Below are 18491 nucleotides of genomic sequence, written 5' to 3' on the forward strand. Positions count from 1 at the left end.
GGCTGCCGGCGACCACAACCGCGCCGCCGCACCCGTACGGCCCCGGCCGCGGCGCCGCCCACCCCGGCCGACTTGCCGGAGGCCGCACGACGCCGCCCCGGACCGCCCCGCATGGGACGACGCACCGCACCGGGCCGGACCTACACGGAACCGCACCGGGCCGCGTACCGAACCACACGGCAACACGGCAGGCACCACCCCACACAGCCCCACACAGCCCCACGCGGCGCCGCACCGCACAGCGGTCCAGCGCACCGCGCCGCCCGCCCCGTTCGGCTATCCGCTCGTGCCCGCCGCCCCCTGGCCCGCCGCGAAGGTGAACGAGAACGTCGCGGGGCCGGCGGTCAGCCAGTGGGTGCGGAGCACGCCAGGGCCGCAGGACTGGCTGCCGATGCCGTGCTGGCCGTGGTCGAGGTGGAGCCAGACGCGGTCGCCCGGCGTCAGGTCGTGGGTGTGCCGTGCCGCGTCCAACTGCTCCGTGGTCCAGCGGCGCGCGGTGAACCAGAACGGCGGCTCGCCGTCCACCCGGAACCAGGCGCCGTCCGGGCCGCGCAGCCGCGCCCAGCGGACGTCCGCCCGCGCCCCGTTCTCCTGCGGACGCACGTACGGCGTCTGGAGGGCGTCGACCGTCCGGGTGTGGCGGGCGATGCGCGAGGCGGCCCGGGTGTCCGGGTACGCCTCGCCCGGGCCGCCGCCGTACCACTCGACGTCGCCGAGGGTGCCCGGCACCCCGAGCCGCACCCCGAGCCGCGGCAGCGGGAAGTCCCAGTCGCCCTCGGGGATCACACTGACCGTCAGGCGCAGCCGGGCCGCGGTGCCGGTCCAGTGGTAGACGACCGACAGCGCCCGGTCGGTGGCGGCGGGGGCGACCCGGGACTCGACCGTGAGTGCGCCGTCGCCCGCCCGCACCCGGGTCGTACGGTGCTGGAGGCGGTGCAGTCCGGCCCGTCGCCACACCGTGCCGTACCGGGTGTCGGGCTGCCAGGGCGCGCCCTCGTCGTTGTCGGTCGGCGCCCGCCACACGTCCAGCCGCGGGCCCGCCACCGACTGGCCGCCCAGTGAGCTGAGCACCCCGGTGGCCGCGTCGAAGACGCCGGGGCCGAGGACGATGTGCGCGCCCTCGTCGGTGTGGTGCGGCGCCACCGCGGGGGCGGCCGGCGCCCCGTGCGCGCCGGCCGGCCGGCCCGTGTCCGGCCCGGTCGCCGGGTCCGCGAGCCACTGCCCCCAGGCGACCTCGTGGCCGGCCGCGCCCCAGGCCGTCGCGGTGGCCAACTCGGCGCGCACCGTCCACACCGCCTCGCCCGCAGGCTGCTCGGGGCGCTCGGCCAGCGGCAGCTTCAGGTCGGCCGCGGCGCCCGGGGCGAGCGGCGGCACCGCCAACTCGCCCTGCGCCACCGCCTCCCCGGCCACCTCGTAGGACCAGCGGAAGCGCAGGTGCGCGAGGTCCACGACGTCGTACAGGTTGGTGATCCGCAGCCCGGAGACGGGGGCGGCGGGCCCACCGCCTGTGCGGTCGGTGCCGGTGCCGCCGATGGGCTCGATGCGGACCGGCTCGATCACCTTCTTGAACTCGACCAGCCCGGGCGACGGCGTGCGGTCGGGGAAGAGCAGGCCGTCACAGACGAAGTTCCCGTCGTGCAGCTCCTCGCCGAAGTCCCCGCCGTACGCGAAGTACCGGGAGCCGTCGGCGGTCCGCCTGGCGATCCCGTGGTCGATCCACTCCCAGACGAAGCCGCCCTGGCAGCGCTCGTACCGCTCGAAGAGGCGCTGGTACTCGCTGAGCCCGCCCGGGCCGTTGCCCATCGCGTGCGCGTACTCGCACAGGATGAACGGCAGCGCCCGGCGGCGCGCGTCCAGCGCGGGGTCATCGAGCGGCGGCTCGGCGCGCCGGCCGATCTCCTCGACCTCCGCGTGCGGGGCGTACATCCGGGAGTAGACGTCCACGTCGGCGCAGCTCCGGTCGCCCTCGTAGTGCAGCGGGCGGTCCGGGTCACGGTCGCGGATCGCGGCGGCCATCGCGGTCAGGCCGGCCCCGGTGCCGCACTCGTTGCCCAGCGACCACATGATGACCGCCGGGTGGTTCTTGTCCCGCTCGACCATGCGCGCCGCCCGGTCCAGCAGGGCCGGCGTCCAGCGCTCGTCGTCAACCGGGTTGCGCCGCCAGGCCACGGCGTGGAAGCCGTGCGTCTCCAGGTCGCACTCGTCGATGACCCACAGGCCGTACTCGTCGCACAGGTCCAGGAAGGCGGGGTGCGGCGGGTAGTGGCTGGTGCGGACCGCGTTGATGTTGTGCTGCTTCATCAGCAGCACGTCGCGCAGCATCGTCGCCCGGTCCAGGGTGCGGCCCGTCTCCGGGTGGAACTCGTGCCGGTTCACGCCGCGGAACAGCACCCGCTGGCCGTTGACCTTGAGCAGCCCGTCATCGACGGCCACGGTGCGGAACCCGATGCGCAGCGGCACCCGTTCGCCCGCGGTGACCAACTCGCCCGCGTACAGCCGCGGGGCCTCCGCCGACCACGGCTCCACGGGCACCGTCGCGCTCTGGCCGCTGGCCAGGTCGAGACCGAGTTCGGGCACGGTCACCCGACCGCCGGGCGTGCTGTCCACGCACAGCGTGCCCCGGCCGTCCCGGTGGTCGTAGGAGGCGTGCACGAAGTAGTCGAGCACGCTGCCTGCCGGCCGGTGCACGAGCGTCACCTCGCGGAAGATGCCGGGCAGCCACCACTGGTCCTGGTCCTCCAGGTAGCTGCCGGCCGACCACTGGTGGACCCGCACCGCGAGCACGTTGCCCCGGCGGTGCAGACCGGCGGCTGCCACCTCGCCCGGCACGTGGTCCGTGGGCGCGCCCACGGCGAACTCGTGCGGCAGCCGACTGCCCTGGAAGCCGCCGAGTTCGCGGCCGTTGAGCCAGACGCGGGCGTAGGACTCCACGCCCTCGAAGCGCAGTACCGCCTCGCCGGCCGTCGGCCAGTCGGCGGGCAGGTCGAAGACCAGCCGGTGGTCACCGGTGGGGTTGTGCTCGGCCGGCACCCGGGGCGGGTCCACCGGGAAGGGGTAGCCGGTGTTGGTGTAGATCGGCGGCGGGTAGGGCCCGTTGTCCGCGCCCTGGTGCAGCCCGTGCAGCCCCCAGTGGCCGGGGACCGGCAGGGCGTCCCAGTCGCTGGCGTCGAAGTCGGGGTCGACGAAGTCCGGGCGTACGGCGGTCAGGGCACCGGGCGACAGGCGAAACTGCCAGGTCCCGCTGAGATCGAGCCGGCTGGCGTCGGAGGCCGCCGGGTGCGCACGGGGCGGCAGGGCGCCGCTGCCGGGCGAGACGTCCTCGTAGTAGGGGTGCGGAGTCGCTTCGGAGTGACTCATCCTTCTCCTCACTCAACTGCCGGGCTCAATCATGGCTCCCTACCGCCCCGGCGGGGCGACAAGGTGACGTTTGGGTGGACGTGTCGCTAAGGAAGGACGGCGTTTGGGGGTGTCGGGGTGAGCTGCGCGGTGCGGCCGAGGCCGCGGGCTCGGGTGGCGCGGGCCCGCGCGCGAGGCGAGCGCGGGCAGGCCCGCCGCACGCGGGACGTCCCGCCGCACCACGGGACGACGGTGGGGCGGACGGGCGCCAACGGGCGCGGACACGACCGCCGACGGTCTCGGACCGGCCCGGACCACCCGGTGGTACGGGCCGCCGGCGCAGGGAAAGCGGGTGCGGGCGCAGCGGAACACCGGCGCGTACGGAGACGGGGGTGGGGGGCGGGGTGCGGGCTGTACGCCGGCCGGCCGTGAGCCGGCCCGGCGGTGTCGTGCGGGAGCGCGCGGTGGCGCGGTGGCGGATGGCGGACGCCCGACCAGGCTGGGTGGCCGGGGCCGGTGTGCGCAAGAGCGCCGAGGTGCGCGGGCGCGCGCGGGCCCCCCCCCCCCCCCGGCCGCGGTCCGTGGGACGAACCGCGGCCGGTGACCGGAGCCCGCGCCGGGTCAGTGCCCGCCGTCGCAGCAGGAATCCCGCCGGAGCTGCCGGCCCACCTCAAGCCAGCCCGCCGCGTCACCGCCGCCCGCCCCGCCACCGGCGGCTGCGTGCCGGTGGGTGGTGGCCGGCGGGGCCGGCAGTTCGTCGCCGGCCGGGAACGCCTCGACCAGCTCCCGCGTCACGTACTGCGTACCACCCCGCAACACCGAAACCACCCGTACCAGCGAGGCGAAGTCAGTGAACGGGTCCCCGTCGATCACGGCCAGGTCGGCGAGCTTGCCGGGCACCAGCGTGCCGAGGTCACGCTCGGCCCCGAACACCGCGGCCGGCACCACCGTCGCCGTGCGCAGCGCCTGCGCCGGCGTCAACCCGCCCTGGTGCAGCGCCCGCAGCCCCATGTGCAACCCGAGGCCCACCGGCACCAGCGGGGCATCGGTGCCGAGCGCCACCAGACCGCCTTCGGCCAGCACCCGCCGGTAGACACCGATCTCCGTGCGCAGCGTCGCCAACTGCTCGGCGGTCGGCGGCTGCGCGGCGAGCTCCCGCACCGACGCGGTGTCCCACGGCGCCATCAGCCGGGTCACCCGCTCGTCATCGGCGAGCGCCGGATCGGCGCCGACCAGCGGCTGCGCCGTGAACGGCGTCGCGACCAGGTGGAAGTCGCTGGCCGTGTAGATCTCGCGCAGGTCCTGGTAGGCGCGCCCGGTGGCCGAGGTCGCACGCCCGTACTCCAGCCGCTGGGTGGCCTGGAGGTGGGTCGTCAGGTCCTGCCCGACCTGGATGCCGGGCGTGCACAGATGGCTGCCGGAGCGCACCCCGAGCCGCTCGTGCGCGAACTTCGCGGCCTCCGCCATGATCCAGCCCGGCGCCCGTACGTACGTCTTGACGAAGTCCCAGTCGAGCGCCTCGGCCCGAGCCAGCGACCGGCGCAGCCCTTCCCGGGTGCGGTGCGCCCTGCCCATGCTGTACGCCACCCGGCCGCCGTCCAGCAACTCGCCGGTGGTCAGCAGCCGCGGCCCGGCCAGCACCCCGGCGGCAATCGCCTCGCGCAGCCGGAGCTGCTCGTAGGCGAAGCCGCCGAAGGAGACGGCCGTGGTGATGCCGTACGCGAGCTGCGAGGTGGTCTGCCGCCCGCCGTAGGTGACCTGCCAGGGGTGGGTGTGCGCGTCCCACAGGCCGGGGATCACGGTCTGCCCGGAGGCGTCCACCCGGCGCCCGGCCGGACGACCCGCGCGGTGCCGCTCCACGGAGACGATCCGCCCGCCGCGCACCACCAGGTCCACGTCCTCGCGCACCGTCTCGCCGGTGCCGTCCCACAGCCGCCCGGCGTGCACCACGACCTGGTCCTGGCGCGGTCGCCGGTAGTCGAGCGGCAGCCGTACGGTGCGGGGCGCGCCGCCGTCGACGCCGATCAGCCGCAGCTTGCCCGCCGACAGGTACAGCAGGGTGCGCGAGTCGCCCGACCAGGAGGGGTGGTCCGCGCTCTCCTCGGTGAGCTGCCGCGGGGCGCCGTTGGGCGTGCCGTCGGGCCGCACCGGCACCAGCCACAGCGCCGACTCGGACACCACGGCCAGCCACCGGCCGTCGGGCGACCACACCGGGCCCGAGTCGTACCGGTCGGAGATCGAGACGTGCTCGGCGACGGGGTGCAGCCGGGACTGCCCGCTGTCGGTGTCGACGACCCGGATCAGGTTGTAGCCCTCGCGGAAACGCTGGTTGAGCCGGTTGCGGTCGCACAGCGCGAGCCAGCGGCCGTCCGGTGACCAACTCGGTCTGCCGGGCACCCCGCCGCCGCCGAGCGGGGCCGCGAGCACCCGGTCCCGGCCCGCGGCCAGATCCCGTACGACCAGGTTGCCCGACATGTCGATGCTGGCGAGGCGCTTGCCGTCGGGGGAGAGCGCCGGGTGCGCCCGGCCGCCGGTCGCCAGGACCGTCTCGGTGTTCGAACCGAGGTCGCGGCGGCGGACCGAGAACAGGCCGTCCCGGTCGTCGGCGTAGACCAGCGCGCTGCCGTCCCTGGTCCAGGTGGGGGCGAGCAGGTAGCGGGTCGGATCGGTGCGCACGATCCGGCGCGGGGGCCGCCCGCCGCTGACGTCGGCGACCCACAGCGAGTCGAGCGCGGCGAACGCCACCCGCTTGCCGTCCGGCGAGAGCGCCGGCAGGTGCACGCCGCGCACCGGACGCACCTGGTCGCCGTCGAAGTCGTAGCGCTTGACCCGGTAGCGGGGCCGCTGCACGGGCAGCGTCGCGGCGAAGGGGATGACCTCGGCGCCGGCCGCGGCGTCGGGGCCGGCCCCAGTGGCCGCGCCCGGGCGCACGATCTGGAACTTTCCGTCCACCGTGACCAGCAGTTCGTCCCGGGAGACCCAGCGCGGCGGCACCGGCAGCACGTCGCCGCCCAGGTCCGCCGGCGCGCCGTCCACCACGAGCGTGCAGGACGCCGCGGGCGCCGGTGTGGTGCGCAGGTAGGCCAGCGTGCCGTCCGGCGCCAGGGCCGGCGCCAGCACCTGGGCCGCGCTGGTCTCGGTGTGCTCGACGACGACCGCACCGGTGCCGTCGGCGGCGACCGAGGCGATGGTACGGGAGTCGAGCGAGGCGCCGGCCAGCTTGCCGCGGACGAAGAACACCCGCTCGCCGTCGGGCGACCACACCGGGTCGAAGTCCTCGAACGCACCGTCCTGGTGCGGGCCCTGCTGGCCCGGCAGGCCGGTGAGTTGGGTGAGCCGGCGGCTGCGCACGTCCACCACCCACACCCGGTACGGGCTGCCCTGCACGGGGTGGCCGGCGCGCTCGGAGGCGAAGGCGATCCGGGTGCCGTCCGGCGACCAGGCCGGGCCGCGGTCGTCCCACGGCCCGTCGGTGAGCTGCTGGAGGCCGGTGCCGTCGGGCCGCAGCGTCCACAGGTGGAAGCCGCCGCCGCGGAAGGCACAGACGGCGATGGTCTTGCCGTCGGGCGCGTACACCGGGCGGGTGGGTTCGAGGTCGGGCGTGGTCAGCGCGGTGGCCTGGCCGCCGGAGCGGGGCACGGACCACAGGATGTTCTGCACCTCGGCGACGAGCCGGTCGCCGGCGGGGGCGAGCGAGGCGGCGCCGTTGGTGGCAGCGGTGAAGGAGAGGGTGGTGCCGCGTGGCGCGGCTGCGGCCGGCTCGGGGACCAGGCCGACGGTGGTGCCGGCGACGGCCACCGTACCTGCGGCGGCCTGGAGGAAGGTGCGCCGACTCAGCGGCGAACGCGGCGCGTCCACGGTCGCCGGGTCGGCGGCGGGGTGGGTGCCCGGGGCCTGGTCACCGGCGGCGGCGGGGGCGATCTCACCCTGCGCGCCGGCGAGTTGGGTGCCGACGTGCGGTGCGCCGACGTCGGGCTGTGTGACGCCGGTGGGTGTCGCGTCGGGGCGTGCGGCGCCGGGGTGGGTGGCACCGGGGGTGCTGGTGGGGCCGTGCGGGGTGTCGGATGGTGCGGTGGTGTCCAACGGTCCTCCTGGAACACGGGGGTAGCGCGGGGCTGAAGCCGAGAACAGAGGCGCTTGATCGTTGCACGGCCCACAGCTTGCGGGTCAACACCGCCTCGCGGATTGGACATTCCCCGTCATCCGATTGCAACGCCCGCGCAGTTTGGCCGCGCGGCCACCCCGCTCACCGGCCCCGGCCCGGCTGCCGTCCGTCGCGTGTACGTGGGGCACGGGCTCCAGCCTGGTCCGCCGGTGTGCGCTGTTCGCCCCGGGTGCCCCGTGCGTCCTGCCTGCCCTACGTGCCCTGCTGGGTCAGCGAGCCGGACCCGCCCGGCCAACTCCCCGCGACCCGGACCGTACGCCCCGCCGGCCCGCCCCGCGGGGCCCACTCACCCGCGCCCCGACTCACCCGGCGAGGAAGCCGTCGATGCGGGAGCGCAGGGTGGCCGGGTCCAGGCCCTGGCCCGCCAGGTGTTCCGGGATGGTGCCGTAGCGGCGCAGTTCGCGGCGGCCCACGCCGAGGCCGAGCACCCGGTGCGGCAGGTCGAGCAGCGCTTCGCCGACGGCGGCGGACGAGGTGCCGGCGAGGTAGGGCTCGACGAGGACCACATCGGCCGCGTCGGTGACGCCCGCGGCCGTCCGCAGGGTCCGCGCGTCGAACGGGCGCACCGTCGTCGCGTACAGCACCGTCACGTCCAGCCCGTCCACCGCGGCGAGCACGTTGTCCAGCATCGGCCCGACGGCCACCACCACCCCGCGCCGCCCGCTTCGCACGGTGTGCAGGCCGTGGCCGTCCACGGGGCGCGGCGCGGCGTTGGCGTGCTCGGAGAGGCGCAGGTAGACGCGGTCGTCGCCGGCGGCAGCGGCGTGCCGCAGCAGGGTCTCCGCCTCGTCGGGGTGGCCCGGTACGTGAATGGTCCAGCCGTCCAGGGTGTCCAGCAGGGCCACGTCACCCGGAGCCATGTGGGTGAAGCCGCCGGCCGGCCAGTCGTACGAGCCGGCGGCGCTCACCAGCACGCCACCGGTGTCCTGGTGCCCGAAGTCCAACTTGACCTGCTCGAAGGGGCGTTCCACCAGGAAGCTGGCGAAGGTGTGCATGATGGGCCGCATCCCGGTCAGGGCGAGCCCGCCGCCGGCGCCGATCAGCAGTTGTTCGCGGATGCCCACGTTGATCACCCGGTCGGGATGGGTGGTGGCGGCCTCCCGGAACCGGTCCGCGGTGATCTCGGCCAGGACGACCGCCAGCCGCGGGTCCTCGTCGAGCAACCGGGAGGTGATGGTGGCGAAGCGCTCGCGCATGGTGTCCATGGGGTTCCCCTTTTGGTAAGTGGTGTGTGCAGCAAGGCAGTTGATGGTGCCCGGGGCTGTTCCGGTGGCTCGGGGACGCCGTGGGTTGCTCGGGTGCCCGAGGGGTCAGGGTGTTTCGACCCGGTGGACGTGGGGTGCTTGGGATGTCCCTCCACGCGTTCCGGGCGCGCGGGTCACTTCGGTTCGACGCGGGCGACCACGGCGTGCGGCCGGTCCGGGTGCGGCTGGGTGTACGCCGCGTACAGCGCCTCGTGGTCGCGCCCGTCCACGGTGGTCGCCGACCAGCCGGCGGCCTCGAACCGGGAGGCGATCCCACCCCGCCAACCATGCGTGGCCGAGGCGTTGTCGATGACCAGGGTGTGCAGCCGGTGCAGCCCGGCCGCCCCGGCGTACGCGATGGCCTCGTGGTTGCTGCCCTCGTCCAGTTCGGCATCGCCGATCAACACCCACACGGCCGGGTCGGCGAGCCGCTGCGCGCGCAACCCGAGCGCCACCCCGACCGCCAGCGGCAGCCCGTGCCCCAGCGAGCCGCTGCCGATCTCGACGCCGGGCAGCAGGACGCGGTCCGGGTGGTGCCCGAGCGGCGAGTCGTACGCGCCGAAGGTCGGCAGGTCGGCGACGGGCAGGAAGCCCTTGGCCGCGAGCACCGCGTAGTACGCCATCGGCCCGTGCCCCTTGGAGAGCAGGAACCGGTCGCGGTCGGGTGCGTCGACCTCGTCCGGCGTGATGCGGAGCACCCGGTCGTAGAGCACCCACAGCGCGTCAAGGGTGGAGGTGGCCGCCGCGTCGTGCTTCTCGTCGCCGGTCATCAGGCCCATCAGTCGGGGCAGGTCGGAGTGGTCGAGCTGGGTCGTCGGCGTGCTGTCCAACGTCGTGGAGTTCATGGCAGACAGCGTGCAACTTCAAGTCGACTTGAAGTCAAGCGCCCGCTCGCGGGTGGGTGCGGAGCGGTTGCGGGAGGTGGGCCGTACGGGTGCGGGGTGGACGCGTGGGTGGGTGCGGGGTGGCCACGTTGGGTGAGTCGGACGGGTCAGGTGGTGGGCGCCGTGGGTGTGGCGGGTGTGGTGAGTGCGGTGGGCAGGTGGTGGGCAACCGCGGCGCGCAGCGCGGCCAGTACGGCGGTCACCGCGGGGTGTCGGCCGGCGCCGCTGCGGAAGGCGACCTTGGTGTGGCGGCTCATCGGCATCGGCACCAGGGCCACCTGCGGCGGCGGGTGCGCGAGCCCGAGCTCGGGCACGAGCGCCACCCCCTGCCCGGCCGCCACCAGTGCGAGCACCGTGGCGAACTCGTCGATCTGGTGCCTGACCCGAGGCGTGAAGCCGGCCGCCTGGCAGGCACGGACCGTCATGGCGTGGCACAGCGTCCCCGGGGTGGCGGTGATCCAGGGCGCGTCCCGCCACCGGTCGAGCCCGGACCCCGCCACGAGGCCGCCGTCGGGCGTGGCCGCCGCACCGGCCGGGGGAGCCGTCGCCGCCAGGTACATCGCCTCGGTGCACAGCGGCTCGGTGGCCACCCCGGGCTCGACCAGCGCGGCGGCGAAGTCGTAGTCGTGGACCAGGGCCACGTCCAACTCGCCGGCGCGCAACGCGTGCGCCACAGCGGCCGGGTCCATCTCGGAGACCAGCGGTTCCAGCCGCGGATGCTCCGCCGCCAGCGCGACCAGCGCCGCCGGCAGCAGCGCCCGGGCCGCGGTCGGGAAGGTGCCGATGCGCAGCGGGCCGGCCGGCCCCCGGCGGGCGTCGACCAACTCGGCGGCGGCCAGCTCCAACCGTTCGAGCACCGCCTCGGCGTGCAGGGCGAGCCGCTGCCCGGCGGGAGTGAGCGTCACCCGGCGCCCGGTGCGCTCAAGCAGGGGCACCCCCGCCTCCCGCTCCAACACGCTGAGCTGCTGGGAGACGGCGGACGGGGTGAAGGCCAGGGCTTCGGCGACGGCGGCGATCGTGCCCCGCAGGGCGAGTTCGCGCAGCAGCCGCAGGCGGCGTACATCGAGCATCAGCCCAGCTTATGCTCGCCACCAGAAAAGCGAACTGGACCTGCATGTTTGCCCTGCGGCAGGGTCTCGCACATGACCTCACTCCCGCCCCTGCACGGGCTCTACACCCCCCTGGTCACCCCCTTCACCGCCGCGGGCGGCATTGCCGTCGACGCGCTCGAAGGGCTGGCACACGCCGCCCTGGACGGCGGCGCCACCGGCATAGTTGCCCTGGGAACGACTGGTGAACCCGCCACCTTGGACGCGGCCGAGCGGCGTACGGTCATCGAGACCTGCGCCCGGGTCTGCGCGCAGCGGTCGGCGCCGCTGATCGTGGGCGCGGGCTCGTCCGACACTCGGGGCAGCATCGCCGCGCTCGCCGAACTCGCCGAGTGGCCGCAGGTCAGCGCCGTACTCGTGCCGGTGCCCTACTTCTCGCGCCCGTCCGAGGCCGGTGTCATCGCGCACTTCACGGAGCTGGCCGCGGCCAGTGGGCTGCCGGTGGTGATCTACCACATCCCGTACCGCACCGGGCAGTCGCTCGGGACGCAGACGCTGCGCCGGCTGCTGCGGCTGCCGGGAGTGGTGGGCGTCAAGTATGCGACGGGCAGTGTCGATGCGGAGGCTGTCGGGGTGCTCGGCGACCTGCCGGCGGACCGGGCGGTGCTGGCGGGCGACGATCTGTTCCTCGCGCCCCTGCTGGCACTCGGCGCGGCGGGCGGCATCCTCGCCTCGGCGCAACTGCATCCGGCTGCCTTCGCCGCGCTGGTCGCCGCGTGGCGGACCGGTGACCTGCCGCTCGCCAGACGCCTCGGCCCACCGCTGGCCGAGCTCGCCGCCGCGGTCTTCGCCGAGCCCAACCCGACCGTGATCAAGGGGGTGTTGGCCGCGCAGGGCCGCATTCCGACGGCCGCCGTACGGTTGCCCCTGCTGCCCGCATCGGCCACCGCGGTGCGGACGGCCCTGGCGCGGTTGGCCGCGCTGCCCGCGGTCGCCCCGACCGAAGCCGCCCCCGCGGGGCCGGCGGACCGGGCGGGGACGACGGGACCGGCGGCACCGCTGGGGCCACCGGCGCCGGCCCGCCCGGCACCCGAAGCCGCCCCGACGGAGACCGCACCGCCCCGAGCCGACGGCCCCGCCGGGGCGCACGCCGCGCACCCGGCAGCGACCACCCCGTAGCGCCGTACCGCCGGCGCACGCCGGCAATCGGGTGGGGCGGACGGTGCCCGAGTGGGGCGGAGGGGCGCCCGTGCCGTGCGGTAGCGGGCGCCAGTCAGCCACCGCCAGAGCCGGCGCCAGTCGCTGATACCGGCTCTGACCAGGTTGTTCGGCCTGCTGTGCCGGCGGCTCGCGGGCCCGAACGGGCGGCGAACTCCAGCCAATAGGAAACTTTCCTAACCGTCTCTATTGTCTGGGCCATGACACATGGCTAATGTGCGCCACGCCACATCCCCTCACGTGATTGGAGCGTGCCGTGCAGCCCCACCTCGCAACGCGCCGCCGCCTCGCACTCGGGTTCGCCGTGGCGCTGACAGCCGCCGGAGTCATGACGGCCACCGCGCAGGCAACACCTCAGTCGAACTCGCAGGACACGGCGCGGCAGCAGCCCGCGAAGGCCGCCGTGAGCGGCCTCAACGGCGCCTATCTCTACCTCGGCTGGGGCAACCCGCCGAAGGCGGTGGACTTCCTGAAGGCCACCGGGAACACCCAGCTCACCATGGCCTTCATCCTGGCCAAGGGCGGCTGTGAGCCGGCCTGGGACGGTCAGCGACCGCTCCGCGGCGGCCAGGACGAGCGCACCATCAAGGCCGTGCAGGCCGCGGGTGGTTCCATCACCCCGTCCGTCGGCGGCTGGAGCGGAAACAAGCTCGGCGAGGCGTGCCGGAACGCGGCCGACCTCGCCGGTGCGTACCAGAAGGTGATCGACGCGTACAAGCTGGACTCGATCGACATCGACATCGAGTCGACCGAGGTCGAGAGCGAGCCGGTGCGGCAGCGGGTCATCGACGCGCTGAAGATCCTCAAGGACAAGAACCGCGGCCTCAAGGTCTACGTCACCTTCGGCACCGCCCCGAGCGGCCCCATCGCGGTGGGTCAGGACCTGGTCCGCAAGGGCGCCAAGGCCGGTCTCGACGTGGACGGTTGGACCCTCATGCCGTTCGACTTCGGGGACGGCACCACGGACATGGTCGCCGCGACCAAGTCGGCGGTGGACGGTCTGAAGAACCTGGTGGCCAAGGAGTACAAGCTGTCCAGCGACGCGGCCTACCGCAAGGTCGGCTTCTCGTCGATGAACGGCAAGACCGACGTCAAGGGTGAGGTCGTGACCCCGGCGGGCTTCCAGGAGATGGTCAACTACGCCAAGCAGCACCACCTGGCGCGGGTGAGCTTCTGGGCCGCGAACCGGGACCGGGCCTGTGCCGGTGGCGGTGACGGCGGATCGTGCAGCGGGATCGACCAGAAGCAGTGGGAGTTCTCCAAGATCCTCGCCGGCTACCAGGGCTGATCCGGCCCACCCCGGGCACCACCCGGCCGTCCGCGACGACGGGCCGGTGACCGGACCGCAGCGGGCCCGGGCCGCATCAGGGGCGCGGCCCGGGCCTTCGGCGTCACCCGCTGGACGGGGTGGCCCGACCCGCTGCGGCGCGCGGTGGTACGACCACGACCTGCACCGCGTCCGCGTAGATGACCCGGCCCGGATCGGCCGAGGTCAGCCGCTCCCAGCCGATGCCGTGCGCGGTCAGAATCCGGAGGTAGCCGTCCACCCGCCCGATCAGGTGCCGGGCCGAACCCCTGAACCAGGCGACCGCCGTCGGGTGCAGTTCCCGGTCGTACACGGAGGGGTCGACGTGGGCGGGGTTGGGGTAGGCGGCGTCGTACCAGTCGTTCGTACGGCGTCGGAAACGCTCTTGCTCGGCCGTCAACTTGCCTTCCCTCGCGAGCCCGTTGACGAGTACGAAGATTCCCGGGAAGGCGCCGCGCGCATTGCGCACCGTGCCCTGGAAGCGAACGAAGGGGCCGTCCGGCGCCGTCTCGTAGGGCCTGTCGTCCACTGCGTTCCTCCGCTCCCGAGTCGGGCGGCCCGTGCCGGGCGGCCGACGCGCCACGCGTGTCGCGCGCCAGAAGAACGTACCTGCCCCCCGCGGCAGACCGCTCCCCCAAAGCGATCAGTGCTGCAAGCTCACCGCGTCGATGTAGCCGCGGTCGCCGCCCTCGTAGTACGTGGCGGGGTCGGCCTCGCGCAGCGGGGCGTCGAGGCGCAGGCGCTCGACGAGGTCGGGGTTGTCCAGGAAGGCGCGTCCGTAGCTGATCAGGTCCATGCCCTGGGCGAGCCAGAACTCGCCCCGCTCCCGGTCGGCCTGCGGCCCCACGATGCCCGCCGACGGGTTCATGATGTACGCGTTCGGCCAGATCTTCCGCAGGTCGGCGGTGATCTCGGGCGGCGCGGAGTTGAGGGTGTGGACGTAGGCGATGTCGAGTCGGGCGAGTTCCCGGTAGAGCGCCGCGTACAACTCGGCGACGTCGCTCTCCCGCACGTTCCAGATCTCGCCGGCGGGCGAGAGCCGGATGCCGACCCGGTCGGGGCCGATGGCGTCGGCGACCGCCTCCGCCACCTCCACCGCGAACCGGATGCGACCGGTGATCGAACCGCCGTAGCCGTCGGTGCGCAGATTGGCGTTGGAGGAGAGGAACTGTTGGATCAAGTAGCCGTTGGCGCCGTGCAGTTCGATGCCGTCGAAGCCGGCGGCCACCGCGTTCCGCGCGGCCTCGGCGTACACCGCCACCTCGCCCCGCACCTCGGCGGTGCTGAGCGCCCGCGGCACCGGCGCCGGCTGCTTGCCCTTCGCGCCGGTGAACACGTCGGCGCCGAGGGCGACCGCGGACGGCGCGACCGGCTGGAAGCCCACCACGTCCTGGTGGCCGACCCGCCCGCCGTGCATCAACTGCGCCACGATGCGCCCGCCGTTGGCGTGCACCGCATCGGTCACCGGCCGCCACGCGGCGACCTGTGCCGCATTGTGCAACCCGGGCGTGTACGGGTTGGACTGGCCCTGAAGGCTGGGTTGCACGCCCTCGCTGACGATCAACCCGGCCGTTGCCCGCTGGGCGTAGTAGGTGGCGGTGGACGCGGTCGGCAATCCGTCGGGCGTCGCCCGGGCGCGCGTCATCGGGGCCATCACGATGCGGTTGGGCAGGGTGTGGCCGCTGAGCGCGTATGTGTCGAAGAGGCTGGTCATGGCTGTCTCCTGGCTTGTTCGTAAGGGCGTGGCCCGGACGTCGCCTACGCTAAAACCTGACACTGACGTCAGAGGCAAGTCTGGTGGCCGATGGCCACGGAGAGGCGCGGAGCCCATGCGCATCGGAGAGTTGGCCGCACGGACCGGAGTGAGCGTGCGCGCCCTGCGCTACTACGAGGAACAGCACCTGTTGACCTCGCTGCGCAGCCCCAGCGGCCAACGGCAGTACGCGGAGGCCGCGATCGCCCGGGTCGCCCTGATCCAGTGCCTCTACGCGGCCGGTCTGTCCAGCAAGACCATCCACCACCTGCTGCCCTGCATGGTGACCGGTGAGGTGACGCCGATGCTCCTGGAACGGCTGACGCAGGAGCGGGACCGCATCGAGGAACAGATCGCCGGACTGATCGGCACCCGCGACCGGTTGAACGAGATCATCGACACCTCGACCGACGTGCTGAGCCGTGGCGAACACTGCACCGCCCACGGGACCCTGCCCGGCGAGTGACCACGCGCGGCCGGCGGTCGTGGTTCCCCGATGCGCCGGGGTAGAGAGTCGGCGCGGCGGGTTCTACTGTGACCGGGGGCGTGCGGCGGTACGCGTACGCCTGGTTCCGCCACGACGATGCCCGGGGCGCCGTCCGCACGCCGGAGCGAACGGGGCTTCGGACGGGGCTGGGCGGGCGTTCGGCAGGACGAACCGGGCGAGCCGCTCGGGCCCGCCGCACCACCCGCACCCGCACCGTACGGCCCAGGTCGGGGAGTTGGGCTGACCGGGCGGGAAGACTTTCGGGCAGAAGCAGTGCGCTCCAGGCCATCGGTGGCGGCTCGGGGGCTGAAGGAGGACGGGGCGGGAAGAAGGCCGAACCTGCGGGAGGGCGCGGGGTTCCGCTGTGTCAGGGGCATGACCTTAAGGGCGGGAGAGTGCTATGCATCCGGCGGCAGTGGAACGCATCCTGGTGGACCTGCGCGCACAGGACCCGGTCTCACAGGCGGGCGTGGCCAGCCAACTCCGCGCCCGCCCCGAGGTACGGCTGGTCGATCCGGACGGCGCCGAGGGCGCGCAGGTGGTCATCGTGGTGGTGGACCTCATCGACGACGAGGCGCTGGGGCTGCTCCGGCAGCTCCAGCGGACCAAGCCGGTCCCCGGCGTGCTGGTCACCACGCACATCGACGAGCAGCAGCTCGTGAGTGCGGCGGAGTGCGGTTTCATCGGGGTGATTCGGCGTACGGAGGCGACACCGGAGCGGTTGGTGCAGGTCATCGCGGCGGTGGCCAGGGGCGAGGGGCATGTGCCGGCCGACCTGCTGGGCAGTCTGCTGGCCCAGGTGGGCCGGCTCCAGGGCGAGGTACTGGGACCGCGCGGGTTGAACTTCACCGGACTCGCGGCCCGGGAGATCGAGGTGCTGCGGCTGGTCGCCGAGGGCTACGACACCGCCGACATCGCCCTCAAGCTCGCCTACTCCGAGCGCACCATCAAGAACGTACTGCACGCCGTGATGACCCGCCTCAACCTCCGCAACCGCTCCCACGCCGTCGCCTACGCGCTACGACAGGGGCTGATCTGAGGGGGCGGCGCGCCCCGGGGCACCATCCCGTGCCCGAGCCCCGTCTCGGGGGCGGCGCGCCCTGAGCTCCGTCACGGGGTGCTGCCCCCCCCCGCGCTCCGTCGCGCGCGCCGCGCCCCCGTCACGCGCCCCGAGCCGCGCCCGCGCCCGGGCCCTCGCCCGGCGCCGCCCCCCGCGGCGCGGACTCCCCGGCCGGGACGCCGTCCGGCGTGCCCTTCTCCGCTGTGGCGCCGTCCGCCGTCGGGTGCTTCATCCGCTCCGTCGGGTAGCGCAGGGTCGCCTCGTTCTCCTGCGCCAGCCGGCGCAGCGTGGCGAGGACGGGTTCGAGCAGGACGGTCAGCACCACGGCGCGTTCGGCGACGTCGATGCGGTCATCGAAGTCGGCCAGGTGGTCCAGGTCGAGGCGGGCGGTCGCCTCGGCGAGCCTCGCGTACGGCAGCAGGTCGGCCAGCCCCACGTCCGCGCCCACCTTGTGCAGTGCCCGCAGCCCGGTGGCCAGTGCCGCGCGGCCGGGTGAGGAACTGCCGACGTCCCATCCCATCGCGTCGATCAGGGCGGTGACCTCGCCCACGTACGCATCGGGCTCGTCCGTCGGCCCCGTGCCGTCGGTGGGGGATGCGCCCGTGTCGGCCACCGGCGCCCCGAGCGCGTAGTGGGCGACGCCGAGCGTGTGGAAGAGGTCGAGGGGTTCGCTGATGGCCCCGAGCACCTCGCGGCTCGCGGTGACCGAAAGCCCGCCGAAGCTGATCAGCGCGCGGACCAGCCGCAGCCGCCGGAGGTGGTCCTCGTCGTAGTCCGCCTGGTTGCTGGCCGTCGCGTGCCCGGCCGGCAGCAGCCCCTCCCGCAGGTAGAACTTGATGGTGGGGATGGCCACGCCGCTGCGGCGGCTCAGCTCGGACATCTTCAAGGGGGGCTCTCCTCGGTCTTCGACCCGCCGCGGCCGGCCGGCGCGGGGTGGGCAGTGGAGCTATCCATAAGTGGAGCTATCCATAGTAGAGAGGCGGGTCGGGCCGGGTGGGTCGGAGCCCCGCGCCCGGCCGGTGCGCGGTACGCCGCGGCTGTTCTGCCTTGCCGCGGCTGCCCCGGCCTGCCCCCTTGCCCTGCCTTGCCGCGGCTGCCCCGGCCTGCCCCCTTGCCCTGCCCTGCCGTGCCTGTTCCACCCCGCCCCTGCCCCGCTCCAGCCGGCCCCGCCCCGGGCCGGTGCCGGCCCGGCCCGGGGAACGCGCTCACGCCTCCCGGATCAAGGTGAGGTACGCGATGCCCAGGACGTCCCGGTAGCCGCGGAGCCACCGCGTCCGCTGCTGGTCGATGCGCTCGCGGAGCTCCGCAGCGGCCGGGTGGGACGGATGGGCGGCCAGCCACTCCTCCGTACCCGCCCGGTAGCCGGACTCGAACTCCTCCCACTCGCCCCGGTCCGCGGTCTCGATCCACTCGGGGCGGAAGCCGGCGGCCACCGCCAGGTCGACCAGCTCCGCCAGACTCGGATGCTCGTCCGCGCGGGCGCCCGGCCACATGCCGGCGAGTTCGTCGGGCGTGGGGGTGCGCTCCCAGAAGCCCTCGCCCAGCAGCACCCGCCCGCCCGGGTTGACCAGGCCGTGCAGGGCGGTGAGGGCGGCGGCCGTGTGGTGCGGCGGCTGCGCATCGCTCAGGGCCTGGCTGGCGCCGAGGCAGAGCACGACGTCGGCGGGCCCGCGTACGGTCCCGATCCCGGACTCCGCGTGGAAGGTCACCCGGTCGGCCAGCCCGCGCCCGGCCGCCGTCTTCCGCCCCCGGGCGAGGTCTTCGGCGTTGAGGTCGACGCCCACGCCGGTGGCCTGCGGCGCCGCCGTCAGCAGGCGGAGCAGGAATTCGCCCCAGCCACAGCCGATGTCGAGCACGGTACGCGGATCGTTGCGGAGCAGCCGCTCGGTGAGCTGGGCGGCCCGTGCCTGGGACAACGGGCCATGGAAGGTCAGCCGGGTGAGGCGCGGTGGATTGTCTGTGGTGGCGTTCATATGCGGGAAAACTACG

The 18491-nt window shown here is 74.4% G+C and carries 13 protein-coding genes; 4 read left to right on the forward strand and 9 right to left on the reverse strand.

Going from position 1 to position 18491, the window contains the following annotated elements:
- Window positions 1-276: 276 nt before the first annotated feature.
- The 5 genes from ACMA1D_RS12530 to ACMA1D_RS12550 all read right to left on the reverse strand — a co-directional run bounded on the left by ACMA1D_RS12530 (window position 277) and on the right by ACMA1D_RS12550 (window position 10699).
- On the reverse strand, window positions 277-3357 hold the full coding sequence (locus tag ACMA1D_RS12530) for a glycoside hydrolase family 2 TIM barrel-domain containing protein (protein WP_414723988.1): 3081 nt from the start codon (window positions 3355-3357) through the stop codon (window positions 277-279).
- Between the two features lie 600 nt (window positions 3358-3957).
- Window positions 3958-7194, reverse strand: a complete 3237-nt coding sequence (locus ACMA1D_RS12535) for an amidohydrolase family protein (protein ID WP_414724055.1) — start codon at window positions 7192-7194, stop codon at window positions 3958-3960.
- Window positions 7195-7803: 609 nt separating this feature from the next.
- Window positions 7804-8706, reverse strand: coding sequence for a transketolase family protein (locus tag ACMA1D_RS12540; protein WP_414723989.1), 903 nt, complete (start codon window positions 8704-8706; stop codon window positions 7804-7806).
- Between the two features lie 173 nt (window positions 8707-8879).
- On the reverse strand, window positions 8880-9590 hold the full coding sequence (locus ACMA1D_RS12545; protein ID WP_414723990.1) for a transketolase: 711 nt from the start codon (window positions 9588-9590) through the stop codon (window positions 8880-8882).
- A 146-nt stretch (window positions 9591-9736) separates the two neighbouring features.
- Window positions 9737-10699: a LysR family transcriptional regulator gene (locus tag ACMA1D_RS12550; RefSeq protein ID WP_414723991.1), complete on the reverse strand. Its 963-nt coding sequence runs from the start codon at window positions 10697-10699 to the stop codon at window positions 9737-9739.
- A gap of 72 nt (window positions 10700-10771) precedes the next feature.
- Here ACMA1D_RS12550 and ACMA1D_RS12555 point away from each other — a divergent pair, with 72 nt between their 5' ends.
- Window positions 10772-11857, forward strand: a complete 1086-nt coding sequence (locus ACMA1D_RS12555; RefSeq protein ID WP_414723992.1) for a dihydrodipicolinate synthase family protein — start codon at window positions 10772-10774, stop codon at window positions 11855-11857.
- A gap of 295 nt (window positions 11858-12152) precedes the next feature.
- A complete protein-coding gene (locus ACMA1D_RS12560) occupies window positions 12153-13184 on the forward strand; it encodes a chitinase (protein WP_414723993.1) in 1032 nt (343 codons plus the stop codon).
- 103 nt (window positions 13185-13287) lie between these two features.
- On the opposite strand, the gene ACMA1D_RS12565 is transcribed toward ACMA1D_RS12560, so the two are convergent.
- The gene (locus tag ACMA1D_RS12565) at window positions 13288-13731 is read right to left on the reverse strand and encodes a hypothetical protein (protein WP_414723994.1); all 444 of its coding nucleotides are present in this window, start codon (window positions 13729-13731) and stop codon (window positions 13288-13290) included.
- Between the two features lie 114 nt (window positions 13732-13845).
- Window positions 13846-14916, reverse strand: a complete 1071-nt coding sequence (locus tag ACMA1D_RS12570; protein ID WP_414723995.1) for an alkene reductase — start codon at window positions 14914-14916, stop codon at window positions 13846-13848.
- A 115-nt stretch (window positions 14917-15031) separates the two neighbouring features.
- Between ACMA1D_RS12570 and ACMA1D_RS12575 the strand changes: the two genes are divergently transcribed.
- Window positions 15032-15421, forward strand: coding sequence for a MerR family transcriptional regulator (locus ACMA1D_RS12575; RefSeq protein ID WP_414723996.1), 390 nt, complete (start codon window positions 15032-15034; stop codon window positions 15419-15421).
- A gap of 421 nt (window positions 15422-15842) precedes the next feature.
- A complete protein-coding gene (locus ACMA1D_RS12580) occupies window positions 15843-16481 on the forward strand; it encodes a helix-turn-helix transcriptional regulator (RefSeq protein ID WP_414723997.1) in 639 nt (212 codons plus the stop codon).
- 121 nt (window positions 16482-16602) lie between these two features.
- Here the strand turns inward: ACMA1D_RS12580 and ACMA1D_RS12585 are convergent, their stop codons facing one another.
- The gene (locus ACMA1D_RS12585) at window positions 16603-17382 is read right to left on the reverse strand and encodes a MerR family transcriptional regulator (RefSeq protein ID WP_414724056.1); all 780 of its coding nucleotides are present in this window, start codon (window positions 17380-17382) and stop codon (window positions 16603-16605) included.
- 325 nt (window positions 17383-17707) lie between these two features.
- The gene (locus ACMA1D_RS12590) at window positions 17708-18475 is read right to left on the reverse strand and encodes an SAM-dependent methyltransferase (RefSeq protein WP_414723998.1); all 768 of its coding nucleotides are present in this window, start codon (window positions 18473-18475) and stop codon (window positions 17708-17710) included.
- Window positions 18476-18491: the final 16 nt, after the last annotated feature.

Origin of the sequence: Streptomyces sp. 796.1, from assembly GCF_047525675.1 — a bacterium.
Taxonomy (GTDB): domain Bacteria; phylum Actinomycetota; class Actinomycetes; order Streptomycetales; family Streptomycetaceae; genus Streptomyces.